Below are 21,244 nucleotides of genomic sequence, written 5' to 3'. Positions count from 1 at the left end.
TTATCCGTGGCGTTCTGCCATCATAATCTTGATCTCTGCAATCGCTTTCGCAGGGTTAAGGCCCTTCGGACATGCGTTCGCACAGTTCATGATCGTGTGACAGCGATACAGGCGGAACGGATCTTCAAGGTCGTCAAGACGCTCGCCCGTATTCTCATCACGGCTGTCAATAAGCCAGCGATACGCCTGCAGAAGAATAGCCGGCCCGAGGTATTTGTCCCCATTCCACCAGTAACTTGGGCAACTGGTAGAACAACAGGCACACAGAATACATTCGTACAAACCATCAAGCTTGGCGCGGTCTTCAACAGACTGCAGACGCTCTTTCTCAGGTGTTGTACTTTGTGTTTCCATCCACGGCTTGATCGACGCATACTGTGCATAGAAATCATTCAGATCAGGAACCAGATCCTTCACAACCTCTCGGTGCGGCAGAGGTGTGATCTTGACCTCGCCTTTCACATCGTCAATCGCCTTCGTACATGCAAGCGTGTTAGTGCCATCAATATTCATGGCACAGCTACCGCAAATACCCTCACGACAAGAGCGCCGGAAAGTCAGTGTGCTATCCATCTCGTTCTTGATTTTGATCAGCGCGTCCAGAACCATTGGCCCGCAATTGTCCATGTCCACTTCGAAAGTATCCATGCGCGGGTTCTGACCATCGTCCGGGTTCCAACGGTAAACGCTAAACTTCTTAACGTTGGATGCACCATCGGCCTTGACAGTTTTGCCTTTGCCGATTTTTGAATTTTTAGGAAGTGTAAATTCAGCCATTCGTCCAATCCTTCCTAGTACACACGCGCTTTAGGTTTGATGTATTCGACTTCTTCGGTCAGCGTATAATTATGCACCTCCCGATAGCCGATTTTGACATTCTTGCCATCAAACCACTGCACTGTATGTTTCATCCAGTTTTTGTCATCACGATCCGGATAATCCTCGTGCATGTGTGCACCGCGGCTTTCCTTACGGTTAGACGCTGCATGCATCGTCAATACAGCCTGCCCCATCAGGTTATCCAGCTCGAGAGTTTCGATCAGGTCACTGTTCCAGACAAGGCCACGATCTGATGTCTTGACATCGCCTAGCTTGGCAGCAACCGCATCAATCTCTTTAACGCCTTCATCTAGAAGCTCATCAGTACGGAATACCGCACATTTGCCCTGCATCGTACGCTGCATTTCAAGACGCAGATCAGCTGTAGAGATTGCACCATCAGCATAGCGTGCCGCATCAAGACGACCAAGCGCCATGTCAGCATAGCCGGAGGGCAGTGGTTTCTGTGTCGCACCCGCTTTAACAAGTTCTGGCACACGTTTACCGATCGCACGACCAAACACAACAAGGTCAATCAAGGAGTTACTACCCAACCGGTTTGCACCGTGAACAGATACGCACGCCGCTTCACCGACCGCGAACAGACCAGGGACAGTATTATCCTGATTGTCCGGCGTTGGATTGATTACTTCGCCGTGATAGTTGGTTGGAATACCGCCCATATTATAGTGGACCGTTGGAATAATCGGAATTGGCTGCTTGGTCACGTCAACACCCGCGAAAATTTTCGCAGATTCAGAAATACCAGGTAACCGTTCCGCCAGTACTGCAGGATCAAGGTGATCCAGATGCAGATACATATGGTCCTTGTTAGGGCCAACGCCGCGACCTTCACGAATTTCGTTACTGATCGAGCGGGATACCACATCACGGGATGCCAGGTCTTTTGCCGACGGTGCATACCGCTCCATGAAACGCTCACCTTCTGAATTCAGAAGATAGCCGCCTTCGCCGCGTGCACCCTCTGTAATCAGAACACCCGCACCGTAAATACCCGTTGGGTGGAACTGAACAAATTCCAGATCCTGCAGGGACAGACCGGCACGCAGAACCATGCCGCCACCATCACCTGTACAGGTATGCGCAGATGTTGCAGAGAAATAGGCGCGACCATAACCGCCCGTTGCCAGTACCGTTGCCTGACTGCGGAAAGCATGGATGGAGCCGTCTTCCATATTCATGGCAATCACACCGCGACATTCGCCGTCTTCCATAATCAGGTCGATAGCGAAATACTCGATGTAGAAGTCACTTTCGTACTTCAAAGACTGCTGATAGAGCGCGTGCAGCATTGCGTGTCCGGTACGGTCAGCAGCAGCACAGGTACGCTGAGCCGCAGGGCCTTCCCCAAACTCGGTCGTCATGCCGCCGAAGGCGCGCTGATAAATCTTGCCTTCTTCAGTACGGGAGAATGGAACACCGTAATGTTCCAACTCGTACACAGCCGCAGGGGCTTCGCGCACCATATATTCAATCGCGTCCTGATCGCCCAACCAGTCAGACCCCTTGACCGTGTCAAACATGTGCCACTGCCAGGTATCCTTGCCCATATTACCAAGCGACGCGGCAATACCGCCCTGCGCTGCAACGGTATGGGACCGGGTTGGGAAAACTTTTGTAATACACGCTGTCTTCAGGCCAGCTTCAGCAAGGCCCATTGTCGCGCGCAGGCCGGAACCACCGGCACCGACGACAACCGCGTCATAAGTATGTTCTGTAACGGGATAACTCTTGGACATATTTTATCCCCCAAATGCTATGCGTAAAATAGAAAAGACGCTGAGAACCGCGAGGATCGCAACGACAAAATTAATAAGTGTGATAACGAGCGTTCTGTTACCGTGACTTGGTACATAATCCTCGACCGCAACCTGAAGACCAAGACGCAAATGGTGCATCGTGTTCAGGACGAACAGGATCATAATCACAGCAGCCAGTGGCTGTTTGAACCACGCAACCCAGTCAGCATGTGATTTGCCAACATTGCCGACAAAGGACACAACAACAAACAGAACGAGCGGAATGTTCGCCAGTGCCGTTACTTTCTGCATCATCCAGTGGTGTGTGCCGCCTTTGGCAGAACCGAGGCCACGTACTTTCGCAAGGGGTGTTCTTAAATCAGACATGATCTATAGACCTCCCAAAATTTTATAGGCCGCAACCCAGATACCGATTGTCGCCAGAATGGAAAATACAAATGTCAGACGTGCCGTCAGCGAATTGATTTTCAGGTCGTACAGCTTACCTGCGTCCATGAAAAGATGGCGGATACCGGATGCAAGATGCTGCATCAGCGCAAACGTAATACCAAAAAGAACCAAACGACCAAAAAGTGAAGACAAACAAGCCTGAACAACGGCAAAATATTCTGGCCCGGAAGCGAGCGCAAATAGCCACCATGTCAGGATGATACTCCCTACAGCTAGCGCCATACCGGTTGCCCGGTGCATAATGGACGCCATCATGTGCGCGCCCCAGCGATAGACCTGCAGGTGTGGAGATAGCGGGCGATTAGCCTGTGCCATGAACATTCCCCTGAACAGAAAGTTTAAAGTTAACCCGTACACCCACAACATGTTGACCTAATCTATGCGGGTATACCGGCATGTATAATTGCCACTTTTATACTGCTACGTGTCTGTAGAGCAAGGCAGATCTTATATTTTTTTTTGCACCTGCACACTTTTCCCCAGCCTCTACGCGATAAAATATTAGCGTGGGTTGCAAAACCACCTACCCGGTGCTACCAATAAACTTTGGGGATAGGATATACGACTCGACTCGGATGGCTTTCCCATATGTTTTGCACATTTGATTGGGGGGTCTGATGTCGATGCACATACGGCATTCATTTCGTATTCTATACACTGTAACTTTAACTGTAGCGTGTAGCATGCTACCGCTTCCTGAAGTGGCACTACCGTCCGGTACTGCTTATGCGGACGAAACCGCAGTTTCCGCAGAAGCCAAACCACCAAAAATCCCGGCAAAACTTTTTGCCGAACTGCCGTCTCTTCAACAGATAGAAATGTCGCCGGACGCAGAGCATATTTCCTACATTACGCCGCACGAAGGGCGCAAACATCTCTTCATCCACCCACGCGGTGTGGCTACTGTCGATAACCTTGTCGTGATACCGCCTATCAGGGATGCCGATATCGCCTGGTTTACCTGGGCAAATAATGACCAACTTCTTATTTCCTATCGCTTTACCAGCGATGATCCATTTGTGAAATACGTCAGAACAGCCATGTTTAGCGTGTCCAAAGACGGCAAAGAATGGGTCGACATGGCAAAGCCAGACAGGGAGCAGCGCAAGAGAGGTTATACAACGTCTCCTGCCCAGTTCAAAGATAGAGTCCTAAGCCACCTGCGAGATGACCCGGACCATATTCTTCAACAGATCGACAGTGACCGGGACGGCGACGCAGAAATACGCAAAGTCAATGTCCGGAACGGGAAATTCAAGCGCTATCAGGCATCAAGAGGGGCGATCCAACATTGGTGGCTGGATGCCCAAAAAGAACCACGCATGGGATGGGGCTACAGGGATGATAATAAAACTAGGCGTTATATCTACAAAGACCCAGACACAGATGACTGGGATAATATTGAAGACACCTCTTATCTGGAAGCCAGTAACTTTCAGTTCCTCCGTTTCACGAACGACCCACGCCTGGCCTATGCCCTTGCCCCAAACTCTGAAGGCCGCATGGGGCTGGTGAAATATGACATTCGCAAAGCTGAAATAACAGAAGAAGTCTTTTTCCTTGAAGATGTTGATCTGGCAAATGTGCAGTTCGACAACAACAATGAAATTAAAGCATATGTCTACACGGATGATGTGTACCGCCGTGTCATGACCAACAAATTCCTGAATGCCCTGATCAAGAAAGTCTATTCTTTATTGCCCGGGGGCGACATCACCCTTGTTGACTATAATCAGGAAAAACAGATTTACCTGTTCCGGTTCAGTTCACCGCAGGAAGAAGGTGAATATTATGTTCTGGATATGAAAACCAAGGGCCTGACATCCATTGGCACGGCGACCCGTGTAAACCGTTCAGTCTTATCCGACGTTCAGCGCGTTGACATAGCAGCACGGGACGGGCTGGTCATGCCTTCCTATCTAACCCTGCCAAAAGGATACGGCGACAAAAACCTGCCAACGGTGATTATGCCGCATGGCGGCCCCCATGCACGCGACACCATGGACTATGATTACTGGGTTCAGTTTCTTGCCAACCGCGGGTTTGCAGTATTACAGCCCAATTTCCGCGGGTCTTCTGGCTACGGTGCAGCCTATGAAAACATGGGTAAAAACGAGTGGGGCAGAAAAATGCAGCAGGACGTTACCGACGCAACCCGCTGGATGATTGACAATGGTTACGCCGACCCTGATCGCATATGTATCGTTGGTGCCTCCTACGGCGGTTATGCTGCCTTGATGGGCGCTGCGCAGGAGCCTGACCTATATGCCTGCGCTGTTTCCATTAACGGTGTGGCAAATCTTGAGCGCATGATCAGGAACGCCAGGAAATTTATTGGCGGCAAGTCTTACCGCGAAACAATTATCCCCGACGGAATGGATGCGGAAGACGTATCGCCCTACCATCAGGCAGATAAAATCAAGGCACCTGTGCTGTTAATCCATGCGAAGGATGACCCTGTTGTGCCTTATATCCACAGCGATGAAATCTACAAGAGGCTCAGAGATCAGAACCCACAAAATAAGCTGATCACCTTCGATCATGCTGATCACTTCCTGGACAATGAAGAATCCCGCCTTGCTACGCTTGAGGCGCTGGAAGCCTTCCTGACCGAACAACTCATAAAATAATCTCTGGAGAAAGCCCATGAAGCGGACTTTTTTAAAATTGCTTAAACACAGTTTACTTGCCTCTGCATTGGCTGCAAACTTTGCCTCACCCTCTGTTGTTGCACAGGATGCTATTCCATTAATCCCAGTGGAAGAATTCGCACAGCTTCCCGATTTTGAAAGCCCTAAGCTTTCACCTGATGGGACGTTTCTAGCATTTTCAATGGATGTAAAAGGCAGACGCCATATTCGGGTGCAGTCACTTGATGGGTCTGAAGCATTCATCATCCCCCCTATCGATAACGCTGATATCAACCGGGTTATGTGGGCGAATGCTGATAGGCTTCTTATTGTTTACCGACTAACGGACCGTGCCAGAGGCATCACAACACAGCTTGATATGACTAGGCTTGCTGCGATTGATAAAGACGGTCAAAATTTTGCCTGGATTGTCAAACCACGCCCTCGTTCCAAAGCTGGAAAAGATAGAATCTCCCGAGACACAGGACTCATTGGTCAAATACAGGATAATATAATTGACCTGCTTCCAGATGAACCAAACCATATTTTACTTTCCATTGATTCCGATTTAAATGGTAGAGCAGAAATCCGATATATTGATATCCGGGATGGCTCTTTCAGAGAGCAGAATGATGGTCGCGACGGTGTTCAGCGCTGGTACGCAGATGCCAACCACGAAGTGAAATTGGGCACCGGCTATAATCGTCTGAATGACTATAAGGTCTATTTCAAGCAAGCTAATGGCGACTATTTAGACCTGGAAACCCAAGACTGGTATCAATATTATAATGTCGAAGGGCTAACAATTGAAGATGATGTGATCTATGCAACCGGTCCTGGCGAGCACGGCAGGGAAGCACTGGTTAAGATCAATGTTGGCACAGGTCAGGTAATCGAAACATTATTCGATGATGAACAATATGACGCTTATACTGTCATTGAGCATCCAAGTACTGGCATTGCGGCTGGTGTTTCCTATACGGATGATCATTTCCGTTACAAATATTTTGATCCAGAGCTTGCGAAAGTCCAGCGAACAATTGACAGCGCCTTGAAAGGACGTGTGAACCGCATCATCAACAAAGCACGCGATAAAGAGATTTATATAATCCTGTCAACAACACCAACGGATCCAGGTGTGTATTTCTTCTATGACCGCACAGCAAAAAAGCTTAATCAAATTGCACTGCACCATAACGATATTGATCCCGCCCATATGGGGCAAACAGAACGGGTGGAAATACCAACCCGCGACGGGGAGACGATAGTAAGTTATCTGACGTTGCCTGCAGGTAAATCCAAAACAGATGCTTTGCCAACTGTCGTTCTGGTACACGGCGGACCAAGAGCCCGCGATGATATGGACTGGGATTACTGGACACAGTTTTTAGCCAACCGCGGCTATGCGGTTCTGCGTCCGAATTTCCGTGGTTCAACCGGGTTTGGTCAGGCCTATTTTGCCAAAGGCTACAAACAGTGGGGTGGCATAATGCAACAGGATGTCACTGACGCAACCAAGTGGCTGATTGAAGAAGGCATATCTGACCAACAGAAAGTCTGTATCGCAGGCGCATCCTACGGTGGATACTCTGCATTGATGGGGGTTATACAGGAACCTGGCCTGTATGCCTGTGCTGTATCGGTTAACGGTGTCACCAACATTCCGTCAATGAAGAATAAAGATAAACGTTTCATCGGCGGTAGCTCCTGGACCCAGTCAATGGTACTGGAAGGGGCCGACGATAAAGACATCTCACCCTATCATCTGGCGGGGAAAACTGCAGCGCCTGTACTTCTGATGGCATCCAAAGATGATGCCCGTGTGCAGTACAAACTAAGTGAAGCCATGCACAAGGAACTGAAGAAAAAGAAAAAGAAAAGCACCTATGTAGAGATTGACGATGGCGGTCATAATATGGTGACTGCTGCCTCACGCCTAATAAAGCTGAAGGAAATGGAAAAGTTTCTGGCCAAACATCTGAAGTAAATCAGAAAGTTTTTTAGTACTTGCTGAGCGGCGGTCTAGATAGACTGCCGCTTTTGTTTTTGCGTCACCCTTGTCCATGGCGCACTGATAGTCAAATAGCTATGCCATACAGGCAAAAACAACGGTAGAAAATTGAATACAATTTTACTACAACCCTTGAACGAATTGTCGTACTATATCCATCTGATTTAGTGATTTCGTGATCAGAATACGGCGACGTGTCAATCATAAGCAGTATTTATAAAACATAAAGTATCCATGAGGGTCCAGTGGCAATAAAAGATTTAACCTATTTGGCTGATGATCTTTTTTCAGATCTCGCGGGTAGACAGTTTGTTGAACTTTTTACAGAGCGCCTCGCAAGAGAAACAGCACTGGATATCGTCTTCGTAGGCATTTTATCCCCTGATGGCACCCAGGTAACGACATTTTGCGCCTTTGAGGCAGGTAAAAAAATTGCGAATTTCACCTATGATCTGGCCGACAGCCCCTGTGAAAATGTCCTGGAAGGGGGCTACTGTGTTTTCCCGGAAAAAATTGCTGAAAAATTTCCCGATGACCTTTTGCTCAAGGAAATGAAGATCGAAGGTTACGCAGGATACCCTTTAAGATCCAAAACTGGGAAAGTCATCGGAATATTTGTCGGCCTTAGTCGCCAGAAGATCAACTATGATGATAATCTTCTTTCTCACGTGCATCTGGTTGCTAACCGTCTGGCAGCAGAACTGGAAGAAATTATCCGACAGGACAAACTCGAACTGTCTCTGCAGCAAACTGAACGGTCCAATCTGACCAAGACTATTTTCCTGTCCAATGCGGCCCGAGAAATGCGAGAGCCACTGGAAGCCATCCGCGGGTTTAGCGAACTTATTCGCGGCACAAAAATGCCGATGAAAGAGATTCAGTCAGCGGCAGCAGAAATTACCGTCATGGCAGAGGAAATGCTGGCCCAGTTGAATGATCTTAGCTCCTTATCCTCGCTGGACCTGTCAGGCGGGGAACTTCTCTGTGCCCCTTATGATATCATTGCGCTCTTGAAATCCGTTAAGCTGACGATGCTTGGTTCTGCTGTGACCAAAGGCATTGATATCGCCCCAATAGAGGCGCCTGAGCCTATTCGGGTTCTTGGGGACGCTGCCGTCACCAAACGGGCACTTCTGAATATCCTTATGAACTGCGTTAAATATATGGGGCGCGGCAAAATCACACTGTCGGCTGAACGCCAGGAAAATGGTGATGCTGTCATCACCATTGCCGACAATGGTAATGGTATGTCAGCTGAAGTTTACAAAAAAGCCATGGAGCCTATCGACAAGATTGGCGACACTTACGAAGCCCACAAAGACGGCACAGGCCTTGGTATCCCGCTTACCCGCCTGATCCTGTCCAAACAGAATGTTGGCTTTGACCTACAATCAGAACTGGGGAAAGGAACCACCGTACAGTTCCTGTTCCCTGCTAGTCTTGTCCTGCCAGTAGAAGAGGATGACTTCATCTAACCGACTATGAAGTCACCCAAATAGACGTAGCACAGGTTCTTAAACCAGCTTTTGCTTCACCAGTTCTTCTGCGATCTGAACAGCATTCAAGGCCGCGCCTTTGCGCAGATTGTCAGAAACAACCCACATATTCAGACCGTTCTTGACAGTTTTATCACCGCGAATACGAGATACATATGTCGCATAATCACCCACGCATTCCACCGGTGTGATATAGCCACCATCTTCGCGCTTATCCACAACCAGAATACCTGGAGCTTCCCGCAGGATTTCCCGTGCTTCTTCGTCTGACAAAGGTTTCTTAAACTCCAGATTGATCGCTTCTGCATGGCCAACAAAAACAGGAACACGCACAGCCGTTGCTGTTAATTCAACGTCAGGGTCCATGATCTTGTGGGTTTCAGCTACCATTTTCCATTCTTCTTTGGTGTAGCCGTCATCCATAAACACATCAATGTGCGGGATCACATTATAAGCGATCTGCTTGGTGAAAACATCTGGTTCAACCGGGTCGTTCACAAAGGTTGCCTTTGTTTGGTGAAACAGCTCGTCCATAGCAGCAGCACCCGCACCGGAGACAGACTGGTACGTGGACACAACAACACGCTTGATACCCGCCACATCATGCAAAGGCTTCAACGCTACCAGCATCTGAGCTGTTGAACAGTTTGGGTTTGCAATGATGTTTTTCTTCTTGAAACCCTTGATCGCACCTGGGTTCACTTCTGGAATAATCAGCGGTACATCAGGGTCCATCCGGTACAGGCTGGAGTTGTCGATCACAATCGCCCCGGCTGCGGCTGCCTTCGGACCATATTCCTTGGTCGCAGAAGAGCCAATTGCAAACAGCGCAATGTCAGTGCCTGTAAAGTCAAACGTGTCAAGCGCAACAATGGTCAGTTCCTTATCACCGTACCCGACCTTTTGCCCCATTGATTTTCTAGAGGCAATTGCAATAATTTCTGTAGCAGGGAACTTTTTCTCCGCCAGAATATTCAACATTTCGCGACCAACATTACCGGTCGCACCAACGACAGCGACACGCAAACCCATGATATTTCTCCAAATGGTGACCTGATGCGCAATCAGGCCATGGGGTTAACAAACTCTATAATTTTCTATTTCGACAGCTCTGCCAGAATGGCATCACCCATGCCAGTAGTACCCACCTTTGTGCAACCATCTGCCATGATATCCACTGTACGGGTACCGCTTTCCAGAACATTCGCAACCGCGGCTTCTATCTTCTCGGCATAGCCCCCCATATCAAGGGAGTAGCGCAGTGCCATAGCAAGCGACAGAATAGCAGCGATTGGATTGGCAATGCCCTGCCCTGCAATATCAGGTGCAGAACCATGGATAGGCTCGTATAGCCCTGGACCTTCATCGGACAAGCTGGCAGACGGTAGCATTCCAAGGGAACCCGTCAGCATCGCCGCAGCGTCAGAAAGCAAATCCCCAAACAGGTTATCCGTGACAATCACATCAAACTGCTTCGGATTTTTGACAAGCTGCATGGCACAGTTATCCGCATACATATGATCCAGTTTCACATCGGGATACTCATCTGCGCCCATTTTTGTGACAACTTCACGCCACAGAACACCAGATTCCATCACATTGGCTTTTTCAACGCTTGTGACGTGGCTACCGCGCTTACGGGCCATCTCAAATGCCACACGGGCCACCCGCTCGATCTCCCAATCAGCATACCGCTGCGTATTCAGACCAACACGGGTGCCGTCCTCAAGTGTTTCAATACCGCGCGGCTCGCCGAAATATACACCGCCCATCAGTTCGCGTACGAACAGGATGTCCAGTCCTTCGATAAACTCACGCTTGAGCGATGATGCATCCGCAAGCGCAGGAAAACACACGGCAGAGCGTAAGTTGGCAAAGGCATTCATACCCTTACGAAGATCAAGCAGCCCTTGCTCCGGGCGCTTGTCATAGGCAACAGTGCCGTCCCATTTCGGGCCACCAATCGCGCCAAACAACACGGCATCCGATGCCTGCGCAGCCTTCAGTGTTTCAGCCGTCAAAGGTTCGCCGTGCACATCATAGGAAATACCGCCAACAAGTCCTTCTTCAACCTCGATTGCAACACCGCTGTCTGCGATCACCCAATCAAGTATACGGTGTGCTTCGGTAATGATTTCAGGGCCAATGCCGTCACCCGGCAATACCAGAATTTTCTTGGACATAGTCTTTTCCATTTTATCGTTACTGTGGCAGTTCGCGGTACAGCCACGGCGACTGCAGCCGCTGCTGTTCTTCAAATGCCGTGATCTTATCTTCTACCAGCAAGGTCTGGCCAATCTCATCAAGACCATTGACCATCATATATTTATGTTGTGGGTTATACTCAAACCCCCGGTCATCACTGCCGTCTACGCTGACTGTTTGCGCTTCCAGATCAACCGTAATCTTTTTACCGGCCTTAGCGTCCCGCATCAGCGCGGCCACATCCTCTTCCGGCAACGTTATAGTAAGGATACCGTTCTTGACGCAGTTCGAGGCAAAAATATCCGCAAAACTGGTTCCAATCAGACACCGAATACCCAGGTCAGCAATACCCCACGGCGCATGTTCCCGGCTGGAGCCGCAACCAAAATTGTCCCCCACAACCAGAATTTTTGACGTTTTCCCAGCACCAAAGTCAAACGGACTATCGTTTCTAAGCGTTCCGTCCTTGGTATAGCGAAGACTTTCAAACGCATGCTTGCCAAGCCCCGTCCGCTTGATGGTTTTCAGATAATCGCTCGGCATAATAATATCGGTGTCGATATTGCTTTGCTCAAGTGCGATTGCGGTCGATGTCATATGTGTGAATTTTTCCATGCTCTCTCTCCCGCGCTCTAAAAGTTCCGAACGTCCACAAACGCCCCTGCAATACCGGCAGCAGCTGCCATTGCCGGGCTGACAAGGTGGGTTCGTGACCCCGGCCCCTGACGGCCGACAAAGTTTCGGTTACTGGTAGACGCGACCCGTTCACCGGGTCCCGCTATATCAGGGTTCATACCAAGACACATAGAGCACCCTGGCTCCCGCCAATCGAAACCAGCCTCGATGAATATTTTATCAAGCCCCTCTGCTTCCGCCTGTTCTTTCACAAGACCGGAACCTGGGACAATAATCGCCTCGATCACAGTGTCCGCAACCTTACGGCCCTTAATCACGCTTGCTGCTTCGCGCAAATCTTCAATCCGGCTATTGGTGCAGGATCCGACGAAAACACGGTCAATCTTCAGACCAAGCATGTCCTGCCCGGCATGCAGCGCCATATAATCAAGCGCTTTGACAGCAGATTCACGCTTATTCGGGTCTTTAAAACTATCCGGGCTTGGCACCTGTCCTGTGATCGGCACCACATCCTCGGGGCTTGTACCCCAGGTGATCTGCGGTACAATCTCAGATGCATCAAGGACGACTTCTTTGTCGAAAACGGCATCTTCATCGCTATGAAGCGTGCGCCACTGGGCTACCGCCATATCCCATTCGGCACCCTTCGGCGCCAAATAGCGTCCTTTGACATACTCAAACGTCGTTTCGTCCGGTGCAATAAGTCCCGCACGCGCCCCGCCTTCGATCGCCATGTTACAAACGGTCATACGACCTTCCATCGACAGCGCCTTGATCGCCGGTCCGTCAAACTCGATCACATGACCGGTACCGCCACCCATACCGATCTTGCCAATAATTGCCAGGACGATGTCTTTCGCGCTGCAGCCAACCGGCATTTCGCCCTCTACCGTTACCCGCATATTCTTTGCTTTTTTCAGAACAAGTGTCTGGGTCGCCATTACATGCTCGACCTCACTTGATCCAATACCAAAACCCCACGCGCCAAACGCACCGTGGGTCGCACTGTGACTATCACCGCAAACGATGGTAACGCCAGGAAGGGTAAAACCCTGCTCCGGCCCGATCACATGAACAATACCCTGCCGGGAATCGCCCATTGGGAAATACTCCAGATCGTGCTCTTTCGCGTTTTTCTCCAGTTCCGCAAGCTGCATAGCAGACATGGGGTCTGGGTTTGGCTTGTCGGTATCTTTGGTCGGAATATTATGGTCCGGCACTGCCATAATGGCATCCCGGCGGCGCAATTTGCGGCCAGCCATTTTCAGCCCCTCAAACCCTTGTGGGCTTGTGACCTCATGGACCAGATGGCGATCAATGTAAATCAGGCCAACATCATCCCCGCGGTCTTCCACAAGGTGCATATCCCATAATTTATCATACAGTGTCTTCGCCATATCTGGACCCTTATATAATCATATTTCCACCTGCTCCGGACAGCTAGTCTGGAGCGCATTCAAAACATCAGCTAACGCGCATGAAATACCACTGAAAGCTACCGAAATCCAGCGGTTCGGGAGGTTTACCGTGTCACAGGGTGCAGTGCAACAAAATATTACTAATACGACCGATTTTAAAATATTGTTTCACGCGCAAGGAAATTACTTCTGCATGGTCGATCACGTAACACAGACTGCTAATCGGCAATATGCGTGCGTACAAAACAAAAAAGCCGGACCAAACTGGCCCGGCTTTCGGAAGTCTTGGTACAGACCGGCTTATTTCTTGCGGTGCCAGTCTTTCTTTTCTGCGATACGAGCAGCCTTACCAGTACGGCCACGCAGGTAATAAAGTTTCGCACGGCGAACCTTACCACGGCGAACAACAGTGATGTTGTCTACAGCTGGACCATAAAGTGGGAACACACGCTCAACGCCTTCACCGTAAGACAGTTTACGAACGGTAAAGTTAGAAGAGATACCTTTGTTAGCACGAGCAATACATACGCCTTCAAACGCCTGGATACGCTCACGCTCGCCTTCGCGAATTTTCACGTCAACGCGCAGAGTGTCACCAGCCTGAAAATCAGGGATGGTCTTGCCTTCAGTTTGCTTTGCGATTTGCTCGGCTTCGAGCTTCTGAATAATATTCATCGCTTTAGTCCTTTACTTTGTTTTTGTCCCGTTCATAGGTCGACCAGAGGTCCGGCCGGCGTAACCGGGTAATTTCTTCAGCTTTTAAGCGTCGCCATTCGGCGATTTTTCCGTGGTGCCCACTTGTGAGAACCTCAGGAATTTCGTGCCCCTCCCACACTTGTGGTCGGGTATAGTGCGGATATTCAAGTAGTCCGCTCTCAAAACTTTCTTCATCCAGTGTTTCCTGCTTGCCCATGATACCGGGCAGAAGCCTGACCACACTGTCCAGCATAACAAGGGCTGCTGGTTCCCCGCCAGAAAGGATAAAATCCCCCAAGCTAATCTCTTCAACCTGCCGGGCCTCCAGAACGCGTTCATCAACGCCCTCAAACCGGCCACACAGCATAGTAACGCCGCCTGCTTTTTGCCATCTCTGTGCCTCTGCCTGCGTAAAGCGGCGGCCACGAGGGCTAAGGTAAACAAGCGGCCATTCCGGCGCTGCGGTTTCGCGTGCTGCATCTATGGCCTTGCCAAGAATATCTGCCCGCATCACCATTCCGGGACCACCACCCGCAGGTGTATCATCCACAGAGCGGTGCTTATCGCTCGAAAAATCGCGAATGTCCAGCGTTTTTAGCGACCAAACACCGTCCTTCAAGCCTTTTCCAGCCAGTGATTGCCCAAGCGTGCCGGGAAACATATCTGGAAAGATGGTCAGTACCTGCGCTGTGAACTGCGACGACACGGTTTATCCTTTGTCTTCGCTGGTTTCCGGCTCACCCGCGATCTGGCTTTCCAGCCACATTTCAAGGGCAACTGACACGTAGCCTTCTGCGATTTTCACATCCGGCACCAACGCCTTGCGAAACGGAAAATATCCGTATCTGCCGATCCCTTTTACCGGCTCATCAAACAGAACCTCGAGAAGGTCTTCTGCACCGAAATTTTCAAATGCACGAACAAGGCCGATCTTCTCGCCCTTTTCACTGCGTACTTCCAGACCGATCAAATCCGCCAGGAAATATTCATCCTCGTCCAGACTGTCGCCAAGGGCCTCACGGGCAATATACAACTGCTTGCCCTTAACGGCCTCGGCATCCTCGCGGCTAGAAATACCGCTGACACGGACGACAAAACCGTCCTTGCCTGTTCTGACTTTCTGCAGGGATATTTCCTTGCCGCCCGCACCAAGACGGACATCTTTATAAGAAAAAATATCCGCCGGTGTGTCTGTATAGCTTTTCAGCCGGACATCGCCCCGGACACCGTGGGCCGCACCAAAGGCACCCACGGAAATCCAGTCTCCGTCAACGCCCTGATGCAGGCGTTCGGTGTGTCCAGCTTTCGCCATGACGCAAGGAAAAATACAGAAAGATGTAAGCGGTCAGGCTTACTCTTCTGCAGCAGCTTCTTCAGCAGGAGCAGCTGCAGCAGCTTTTGCTGCTTCTTCTGCTTCACGGGCTGCTTCCGCAGCAGCTTCAGCTTTTTCTTTTTTCTCTTCGATCAGGTCGAGAGCTTTCTGGCCCGGCTTAGCTTTGTTCGGGTTGTTACGTGTCTTGGCTTCAACAAGGCCAGCAGCCTCGAGGAAACGAGCAACACGATCAGTCGGCTTCGCGCCCTGACCCAGCCAATGCTTTACGCGGTCTGCGTCGAACTTAACGCGGTCTTCAGCGTCTTTTGCCAACATTGGGTTATACGTACCAATTTTTTCGATGTAACGACCATCACGAGGTGCGCGAACATCGGCAACAACGATACGGTAGTAAGGACGCTTTTTTGCACCACCACGTGCGAGACGAATAGAAACAGCCATTGTATTTTCCTTTCAACAAACTCTGTATTCTGGTTAATTCCGTGCCTGAAGTCTTACTTCAGCAATTTATCAAATCCGGGAGGCAAATCCCCCAAACCACCAGGCATCTGACCGGGCATACCGCCCATGCCTTTTGGTCCGGGCATTCCGCCACCCATCAAACTTCCGAGGTTCGGCATACCGCCTTTCCCCTTGGTCATTTTTTTCATCATCTTGGCCATCTGTTGATGCATTTTCAGAAGCTTGTTCACTTCCTGCACCGATGTGCCCGACCCTGCGGCAACCCGTTTCTTGCGGGATGCGTTCAGGAGTTGCGGTTTGGCGCGCTCTTCTTTCGTCATTGACGTAATGATAGCTTCCTGCCGCTTGAAAATCTTGTCGTCCATATCGCTTTGATTGATGGCCTGCTTTATCTTGCCCATTCCCGGCAACATGCCAAGTATGCCTTTCATGCCGCCAAGTTTGGACATTTGCTGAAGCTGGGCGCGCAGATCATCCAGGTCAAACTGACCCTTGGACATCTTCTTCGCCATTTTCTCCGCTTCATCTTTTTCAAAGCTTTCAGCCGCTTTTTCAACCAGGCTGACAACGTCACCCATGCCAAGAATACGACTTGCAACGCGCTCAGGATGGAAATCCTCAAGCGCTTCCATCTTCTCGCCAGTACCCGCAAACTTAATTGGCTTGCCTGTCACCGCACGCATGGAAAGCGCAGCACCACCGCGGCCATCACCGTCCATACGGGTCAGGGCAACCCCTGTGATACCTACCTGCGCATCAAATTCCTTGGCGACATTTACTGCGTCCTGACCTGTCAGGCTATCGGCCACCAATATCGTCTCAAGCGGGCTGGTGGCATCGCGCACTGCGATGACTTCGGCCATAAGGGATGCATCAACATGCAGACGACCCGCCGTATCCAGCATCACAACATCAAAACCCTGCAGACGCCCTGCTTCCATAGCGCGCTTGGCGATTTCAACCGGTTGCTGGCCTGCGATGATCGGCAGTGTTTTCACACCTGTCTGCTCGCCAAGTATTTTAAGCTGTTCCTGCGCTGCCGGGCGTCTAACGTCCAACGATGCCATCAGGACTTTTTTACCGTCTTTTTCAGTCAGGCGTTTTGCGATCTTAGCAGTAGAGGTAGTTTTACCAGACCCTTGCAAGCCCACCATCAAAACGGCAACCGGCGGCACTCCAAGCAGGTTCAGACCGGACTGTTCTGCGCCCAGCATGGCAACCAGTTCGTCATTAACAATCTTGATAACCTGCTGGCCCGGGGTAACAGACTTCAGGACTTCCTGACCAATCGCCTTTTCTTTTACCTTTGCGACAAAGTCCTTAACAACCGGAAGGGCAACATCAGCCTCCAGCAAGGCAACACGCACTTCTCTCAGCGCTTCGGTAACGTGCGCTTCTTTCAGTGCACCCTTACGCTTAAGTCCGTCAAATATGCCGCCAAGGCGATCCGAAAGGCTATCAAACATGTGTCCTGGTCCTTTGGTCCAACCGGTTAAAATTCCTGCATTCCGTCCATGGCCTGCACAAAGCATTATCGCACCAGTGGGCGAAACTCGCTAACTGGTGGGTATCCCGGCCCTCTCCGAATAACGGGGCCAATCAGGACACAAATACTATGTCAATGCCTCAGGGAAGCGCGTGCGTGATACGTGATCGAAGGGACAGAGTCAAGTCTTAACCGCCATAATAGCACCGCAAGCACCCTACACCGGCATCTTTATCAACAATAAAGCACCTGCCGGATAGTTTTCAGCAGCTGCCCCTGATCAATTGGCTTTGGAACCACCTCATCTATACCGTCTTCTGCATAGATATTGAAACCGCTTTTATCGACATTGGCCGTCAGTGCAACGATTGGAACACTAGCCCGGTCCATATCATCCAAAGCCCGGATTGCCCGCGTTGCTTCCCGTCCGTCCATAATCGGCATCTGAATATCCATCAGGATAAGATCCGGGATTAACGATTCACTACTAACCACCTCGAGCGCCTGCAAGCCGTCTGATACGAACTCAAGCTCGTAATTCTCTGTTGCCAGCATGCTTCGGATCAATAGACGATTTATCTCATTATCTTCTGCGATCAGAATGTGCGCTGCTGTTTTCGGTAGCTTTTTTACTGCCTGGGCACTGTCATCCACTGATTCTGATTTTTCGGAAGGGACAGCCTTCACCAGCGGCAAGCTGATTTCCATATAGAAAACAGACCCCGTTCCCTTCTCACTTTCCGCATAAAGCTTACCGCCCATTATGTTCATCAATTCCTGAGAAATGGATAGGCCCAATCCACCCCCAGCATGCCCGCGATATAGGAGCTGGCTAACATCTTTTTTAAGCTTGAAAATCTCAGACATCTCATCCGGCGTCATGCCTGCACCCGTATCCTGCACTGCGATACGGAGTGTTCGATTGCCACCCCGTCCCGAGATCTCCAGGAGAACTGCAACGTTTCCGGTCTCTGTGTATCTGATCGCATTTCCAAGAAGATTTTGCAGCACCTGCGCAAGCCGTGTGCCGTCGCCGAACAAATTGATATTTTCATGCTTCTTCTGGACATGGCTGGTCAGGTGCAGCCCTTTTTTCCGCGCTTCCGGCATCCGCAGCGATGTAGCGATAGTAACAAGCGCTGCCGGCGAGAATGGCTCCGCAAGGATTTCCAGCTCTCCGCCCTCCAGCTTGGTGGTATCCATAATATCATCCAGCACACGCTGTAACGCCTTCGCACTGTAATGCGCCGTATTTGTCAGAACTTTTTGCTCATCTGATATCTCGGTGGCACTCAGTGCATCCATCGCACTGATAATCCCCGACAACGCTGTTTTAATCTCGTGACTGGTACTGGCGATAAATTCACTTTTCATCTTGCTGGCATCTTCAGCAACCGCAACCTTTTCTCTAAGCTCCTGTCCCCGTTCTGCCAAAAGCTGCTGCGTCTGATCTAACCGTGCCTGCGCCAGCAAAGACTGCACCATAGCCAACCGTCTCTCAACAAAGGCCCAGAACGACAAAGCACCCGCACATACCAAGGCTGGCAGAAATAGTTGGACATTCGTGCCTTCCAACAACAACAAAGCCGTCACAAACAGCACGGCTTGCACACTCAACACGCTCAAGAATACTGACCGGGCATGGGTTGTGAAGGCTGTCCCCAGCATTAGAAGCAGACAAAAAGTCAGCAGTATCTGATCCGCAATGATAAACAGCTGCAAATAAATGGACGCGACCACCATGAGCGCTGGCAAAACTAATAGATATGCGGCATAGCGCGCCCTGTCTTTCGGACTGCGTGGGTAAAGATACAAAGCGCCCGCGATCACACCGCCCAAAACATTCAGTGACAGCACAAGCGGCATAAACCCTAAGGGTGTGTATGCAAGAGACACAAACAGCATCAGCGCATGCAATCCAGCAATCAACAGCATAATCACAGAGAACCGCTGAGCATATAGCTGGTTCAGCCTTGGCTGAATTTCAGGTGGTATTGCTAACATTACACTCATACCCTACACCCGTTCCAAAAGAATTTTTCTGCTCTGAAACTTCGGTAAGTATTGTCAACAATTCAAAATTATGCAAGGACGCTGCTAAATTGACGAGTGCTCTTTCTCCCTAATGCTGTCCATATCTTCTGGACTGTATGCGGGAAGTTTGGCACAAGTCAAAGTGGGAAGAATGTGGGACTTTTTCCATATCGGGAACTATACTGTTAAGATTATCAAGGGGAACCTCATGTCATCGACATCTGCGGGCCGTGCAACGTATCAAAAAGTCGGTCTGGTGCTTGGACCAATTATTTTTGCAATCATACTATCTATACCTGCGCCAACTGGTATTACTGAGACTGGCTGGAGTGTTGTAGCGGTCGCACTTCTAATGGCAACATGGTGGGCAACCGAGGCAATTCCTGTGCCGGCCACCAGTTTGATCCCCCTGATACTATTGCCCCTTCTTGGCGCCACTACAAGCAAAGAGGCGTCCCTTCCTTACTCAAGCACTGTCATTTATCTGCTGCTTGGTGGCTTTATCGCCGCCATGGCCATGCAAAAATGGCATCTACACCGACGCATAGCCCTGAATATTCTGGCAAGGGTTGGTGATAGCCCAACGGCACTGATCGCCGGATTTATGGCGGCAGCCGCGATACTGTCCATGTGGATTTCCAATACTGCCACAACGCTGATGATTATCCCTATTGCCATGACGGTTGCAGAAACAATTCTTGGCGACCGTGCGCCGCGCCACCGGTTTACCATTGCGCTGTTGATCGGCTGTGCATGGGCTGCATCCATTGGTGGTCTTGGAACCTATATTGGCACCCCGCCCAATCTGTTTGTGAAAGGTTTTATCGAAGATAGCACCGGCAGGGAAATCCTGTTCATTGAATGGATGATGTTTGCAGTTCCTGTTGTTCTTGTAATGGTACCAACGGCGTGGCTTGTGCTGACCCGCATCTGCTTCCCATTCAAAAGGGACGACGTACAAGGCGGCTCAGACGTTATTGAACAACAGCTTGCCCAAATGGGCCCTATGACGGTGCCCGAAAAACGGGTTGCCCTGATCATGGGGACAATGGCACTGATGTGGAGCTTCCGTCAGGTTATTGTGGATATTGAATGGCTTACCTCATTGATGCCATTTATCAAAAATCTATCAGACATGCATATCGCCGTGGGTGGCGGATTGGCAATGTTCCTTGTTCCAAGTGGTTGTCGCGACAGAAAAACTCCCCATGCTCTTTTGGACTGGGAAAGCGCCGTTCAACTGCCGTGGGGCGTAATCCTGCTGTTCGGTGGCGGCCTTAGCCTTGCGGCAGCTATTCAGTCAACCGGCCTGGCTATCTGGCTCGGTCAGGAAATGGCCGCACTCGGCAGCATACCGATGCTTTTCATCATCATGTCGATCGTGGCCATGGTAATTTTCCTGACGGAATTAACCAGCAACACAGCGACAACAGCGGCCCTTGTGCCAGTACTGGCGGCACTGGCGACATCCTCTGGCTACGATCCCATTATGCTTGCGGCACCAACAGCAATGGCGGCAAGCTGTGCCTTCATGTTGCCGGTTGCAACGGGACCAAATGCTGTGATTTTCTCGACCGGTCATATCAATGTGCCAGACATGGTGCGTTCAGGCTTGTGGCTGAATATACTCGGCGTTTTTGTCGTGACCTTTATCTGCTATATGATGGTCCCGATCGTTTTCGGTCTGTAAATCGGCCTGTAATACAATGTAACGGGGGCGGATATTCTGCCCCCTTTTCATACCTACCCTGCCCTTATCCCTACATTCCGGCGTGGGCATACGTCAT

18 protein-coding genes are annotated in these 21,244 nt (G+C 50.2%); 4 read left to right on the top strand and 14 right to left on the bottom strand.

Translation table 11 applies throughout. The annotated features are described in order from the left end of the window. From IE181_RS06660 to sdhC, 4 genes are read right to left on the bottom strand one after another with little or no spacing between them, the layout of a single operon-like run. Positions 1-777: a succinate dehydrogenase iron-sulfur subunit gene (locus tag IE181_RS06660; RefSeq protein ID WP_191251087.1), complete on the bottom strand. Its 777-nt coding sequence runs from the start codon at positions 775-777 to the stop codon at positions 1-3. Between the two features lie 14 nt (positions 778-791). After that, a complete protein-coding gene (gene sdhA, locus IE181_RS06655) occupies positions 792-2,579 on the bottom strand; it encodes a succinate dehydrogenase flavoprotein subunit (protein ID WP_191251085.1) in 1,788 nt (595 codons plus the stop codon). 3 nt (positions 2,580-2,582) lie between these two features. Then, the gene (gene sdhD / locus IE181_RS06650) at positions 2,583-2,966 is read right to left on the bottom strand and encodes a succinate dehydrogenase, hydrophobic membrane anchor protein (RefSeq protein WP_191251083.1); all 384 of its coding nucleotides are present in this window, start codon (positions 2,964-2,966) and stop codon (positions 2,583-2,585) included. 3 nt (positions 2,967-2,969) lie between these two features. Further along, positions 2,970-3,365: a succinate dehydrogenase, cytochrome b556 subunit gene (gene sdhC / locus IE181_RS06645; protein WP_191251081.1), complete on the bottom strand. Its 396-nt coding sequence runs from the start codon at positions 3,363-3,365 to the stop codon at positions 2,970-2,972. Between the two features lie 302 nt (positions 3,366-3,667). On the opposite strand from sdhC, the gene IE181_RS06640 reads away from it, so the two are divergent. From IE181_RS06640 to IE181_RS06630, 3 genes are all read left to right on the top strand, one after another. Further along, positions 3,668-5,680 (top strand): alpha/beta hydrolase family protein, encoded by a 2,013-nt coding sequence (locus IE181_RS06640; RefSeq protein ID WP_191251079.1) that lies wholly within the window; start codon positions 3,668-3,670, stop codon positions 5,678-5,680. A 16-nt stretch (positions 5,681-5,696) separates the two neighbouring features. Continuing rightward, the gene (locus IE181_RS06635) at positions 5,697-7,667 is read left to right on the top strand and encodes a S9 family peptidase (RefSeq protein ID WP_191251076.1); all 1,971 of its coding nucleotides are present in this window, start codon (positions 5,697-5,699) and stop codon (positions 7,665-7,667) included. A gap of 269 nt (positions 7,668-7,936) precedes the next feature. After that, complete coding sequence (locus IE181_RS06630) at positions 7,937-9,166, top strand: sensor histidine kinase (RefSeq protein WP_191251074.1); 1,230 nt, start codon at positions 7,937-7,939, stop codon at positions 9,164-9,166. Between the two features lie 39 nt (positions 9,167-9,205). On the opposite strand, the gene IE181_RS06625 is transcribed toward IE181_RS06630, so the two are convergent. The 10 genes from IE181_RS06625 to IE181_RS06580 form a co-directional block, all read right to left on the bottom strand. Continuing rightward, positions 9,206-10,219: an aspartate-semialdehyde dehydrogenase gene (locus tag IE181_RS06625; RefSeq protein WP_191251072.1), complete on the bottom strand. Its 1,014-nt coding sequence runs from the start codon at positions 10,217-10,219 to the stop codon at positions 9,206-9,208. 65 nt (positions 10,220-10,284) lie between these two features. Beyond that, positions 10,285-11,370, bottom strand: coding sequence for a 3-isopropylmalate dehydrogenase (leuB, locus tag IE181_RS06620; protein WP_191251062.1), 1,086 nt, complete (start codon positions 11,368-11,370; stop codon positions 10,285-10,287). Positions 11,371-11,389: 19 nt separating this feature from the next. Then, positions 11,390-12,007, bottom strand: a complete 618-nt coding sequence (gene leuD / locus IE181_RS06615) for a 3-isopropylmalate dehydratase small subunit (protein ID WP_191251060.1) — start codon at positions 12,005-12,007, stop codon at positions 11,390-11,392. A gap of 17 nt (positions 12,008-12,024) precedes the next feature. Then, on the bottom strand, positions 12,025-13,425 hold the full coding sequence (leuC, locus tag IE181_RS06610; protein ID WP_191251058.1) for a 3-isopropylmalate dehydratase large subunit: 1,401 nt from the start codon (positions 13,423-13,425) through the stop codon (positions 12,025-12,027). 321 nt (positions 13,426-13,746) lie between these two features. After that, complete coding sequence (gene rplS, locus IE181_RS06605) at positions 13,747-14,121, bottom strand: 50S ribosomal protein L19 (protein ID WP_191251056.1); 375 nt, start codon at positions 14,119-14,121, stop codon at positions 13,747-13,749. Between the two features lie 4 nt (positions 14,122-14,125). Further along, positions 14,126-14,848: a tRNA (guanosine(37)-N1)-methyltransferase TrmD gene (gene trmD / locus IE181_RS06600; protein WP_191251054.1), complete on the bottom strand. Its 723-nt coding sequence runs from the start codon at positions 14,846-14,848 to the stop codon at positions 14,126-14,128. Between the two features lie 3 nt (positions 14,849-14,851). Then, positions 14,852-15,454 (bottom strand): ribosome maturation factor RimM, encoded by a 603-nt coding sequence (gene rimM, locus IE181_RS06595; protein ID WP_191251052.1) that lies wholly within the window; start codon positions 15,452-15,454, stop codon positions 14,852-14,854. 39 nt (positions 15,455-15,493) lie between these two features. After that, positions 15,494-15,916: a 30S ribosomal protein S16 gene (rpsP, locus tag IE181_RS14745; RefSeq protein WP_191251050.1), complete on the bottom strand. Its 423-nt coding sequence runs from the start codon at positions 15,914-15,916 to the stop codon at positions 15,494-15,496. 53 nt (positions 15,917-15,969) lie between these two features. Beyond that, the gene (gene ffh / locus IE181_RS06585) at positions 15,970-17,403 is read right to left on the bottom strand and encodes a signal recognition particle protein (RefSeq protein ID WP_191251047.1); all 1,434 of its coding nucleotides are present in this window, start codon (positions 17,401-17,403) and stop codon (positions 15,970-15,972) included. 254 nt (positions 17,404-17,657) lie between these two features. Then, positions 17,658-19,427 (bottom strand): response regulator, encoded by a 1,770-nt coding sequence (locus IE181_RS06580; protein ID WP_191251045.1) that lies wholly within the window; start codon positions 19,425-19,427, stop codon positions 17,658-17,660. A gap of 238 nt (positions 19,428-19,665) precedes the next feature. Here IE181_RS06580 and IE181_RS06575 point away from each other — a divergent pair, with 238 nt between their 5' ends. Then, entirely contained in the window at positions 19,666-21,147 is a 1,482-nt protein-coding gene (locus IE181_RS06575) for an SLC13 family permease (protein ID WP_191251043.1), read from the top strand. The last annotated feature ends 97 nt before the right edge of the window (positions 21,148-21,244 follow it).

The organism is Kordiimonas sediminis, assembly GCF_014656395.1.
Classification (GTDB): domain Bacteria; phylum Pseudomonadota; class Alphaproteobacteria; order Sphingomonadales; family Kordiimonadaceae; genus Kordiimonas_A; species Kordiimonas_A sediminis.
Note: the sequence above shows the minus strand (reverse complement) of the source record. Positions and strands in the feature narration are given on the sequence as shown.